Origin of the sequence: Bradyrhizobium cosmicum, assembly GCF_032290525.1 — a bacterium.
Classification (GTDB): Bacteria; Pseudomonadota; Alphaproteobacteria; order Rhizobiales; family Xanthobacteraceae; genus Bradyrhizobium; species Bradyrhizobium cosmicum_A.
In genome coordinates this window covers 1-377 of record NZ_JASXTA010000100.1, presented here as the reverse complement: position 1 = coordinate 377, position 377 = coordinate 1, and the positions used below count along the sequence as shown (strand labels likewise).

The 377-nt window shown below is 58.1% G+C and carries 1 protein-coding gene; it reads right to left on the bottom strand.

Annotated features, from left to right (window positions below; genetic code table 11):
• On the bottom strand, positions 1–295 hold a 295-nt coding region (locus QSV46_RS39220), incomplete at its 3' end, for a CoA transferase (RefSeq protein WP_314964025.1).
• Between the last annotated feature and the right edge of the window lie 82 nt (positions 296–377).

Sequence of the window (377 nt, the reverse complement as noted above, 5' to 3'; positions counted from 1 at the left end):
GCTCCATATGTTGCAGGCGACCTTCGTTGAGGATCAGAGCCGGATTATCACGCAGCTCGGAGAGAGCGAGCATATCGCAGAATCCGATCCATTGTGCTGGCGTGAGCGTTGTGACGCCGAGCCAACCTTTTTTGGTCTCATAAATGCCGGCCGGAAAAGTCGGCCAAAACCGGTTAATCCCAAGCCGGCGCATCACGTCGCCGCGCGCGAACGCCTCGAACATGTGATACTCGGACAGAGTGACACTCGATTCGAAAGTACTGAGCGACCACGATCGACCTGCCTCTCCCTGCATTCGCGCAAGCGCCGAAGAGGCCGCGGCAATGAAGCCCCACAGGCCGGCAAGAATCCCTGTCTGGAAATCCGGTGCATGCAAC